Here is a 1,411-nt window from a genome sequence, read left to right on the forward strand (position 1 = left end):
TGTTGAGGTGGACGGCTCCCGGCGGCATCGAATGTGCCAGAATGAGTTCGTTGAAATCTCAATCGAGGGACACCGCCCATGGAACAGATTATCCGAATTGGCATGGATACGTCAAAAAGCGTTTTCCAACTGCATGGAGTGAACGTGATGGAGCAGCCCATCTTGCGCAAAAAACTTTCGCGCAAGGAGATGCTGAAATTTTTCGCAAATACTCCGCCAACCACCGTTGCGGTGGAAGCATGCGGTGGTTCTCACCACTGGGCTCGATTGCTGAGTTCGTTTGGTCACGATGTGAAGCTAATTGCCCCACAGCTCGCCAAGCCTTATGTCAAGCGCGGCAAGAACGACGCTGCAGATGCCGAAGCCTTGTGTGAGGCGATGAGCCGCCCGACGATGCGGTTCGTTACTGTAAAGACCGCTGATCAGCAGGCAGCCTTGATGCTGATAGGAGTGAGGCAGAGATTACTGCACAATCGCACCCAACTGGCCAATGCCATTCGTGGTTTTGCTATGGAGTTTGGGGTCGTCGCAGCGAAGGGCATGTGCCGAATAGAACCCTTGTTGGAGCGCCTCGCAGCAGATGAATCCCTACCGGAACTGGCCCGCGAACTATTTGCCATGCATGGAGAGGAGCATCGCGAATTGCTTCGGAAAATTGAAGAAGTTGATGAAAGGCTTATGAAGTTGCATCGCGCTGACGAATGCAGCAAGCGCCTAGCCGAAATCCCCGGTGTCGGTCCGGTGGGTGCATCACTTCTGATGATGAAAACGCCAGATCCGCGGATGTTCAAATCCGGTAGAGACTTCGCAGCTTGGATCGGTCTAACTCCGAAAGACCATTCCACAGCCGGAAAGGTGCGCCTCGGGGTGATCACTCGGGCAGGAGACGAGATGCTGCGAAGCGTCCTGGTTGTCGGGGCAACATCTCTCCTTCAGCAAGTTAGATCAGGCCGAAGCAGGCATGCCTCCTCCTGGCTCCTCGGGCTACTGCAAAGAAAGAGACCGAAGCTTGTGGCCGTAGCGCTCGCTAATAAGATTGCGAGAATCGCGTGGAAGCTCATGATTAGTGGTGAGACCTACCAGCGTGCAGAGGGCCAGAGACCGACAGCATAGGAGATTAGCCATCATGGCAAGCGGTGACCAGGTCGCTGCCATGCTGAGCTGATGCTGTGAACTTGCAACAGAAGAGCAGATGATGCGATCGGAGGATCCAAGACGTGTAAATTCCGTTAAGCCCAATGGCCTTCAAAGGCCGAGGCTGTGTTAGGAACACGCGTTGCGGAAATCATCTTGGCCAGTGGTCATGTGCGACCACATCGAAAGGCCGCACATATGGAAGCAAGCTATCCGCTCAAAATTATCTGAAAAAGTGCTTGCAAGTGGGAGCCGTCCACATATGGGCTTATGCCCG

General features: G+C 54.1%; 1 protein-coding gene. It reads left to right on the forward strand.

What is annotated here, in order from left to right; all coding sequences use genetic code 11:
- Window positions 1-78 precede the first annotated feature (78 nt).
- Window positions 79-1,113 carry an IS110 family RNA-guided transposase gene (locus FHW77_RS26555; RefSeq protein ID WP_111814615.1) on the forward strand — a complete coding sequence of 345 codons (1,035 nt, stop codon included), beginning with the start codon at window positions 79-81 and terminating at the stop codon, window positions 1,111-1,113.
- The last annotated feature ends 298 nt before the right edge of the window (window positions 1,114-1,411 follow it).

The sequence above is a fragment of the Agrobacterium sp. RC10-4-1 genome, assembly GCF_014138475.1.
GTDB classification, from domain to species: domain Bacteria; phylum Pseudomonadota; class Alphaproteobacteria; order Rhizobiales; family Rhizobiaceae; genus Agrobacterium; species Agrobacterium pusense.

Excerpts from the sequence above, each read along its gene's own strand:
- FHW77_RS26555 (WP_111814615.1), top strand. The coding sequence starts at position 79 with ATGGAACAGATTATCCGAATTGGCATGGATACGTCAAAAAGCGTTTTC.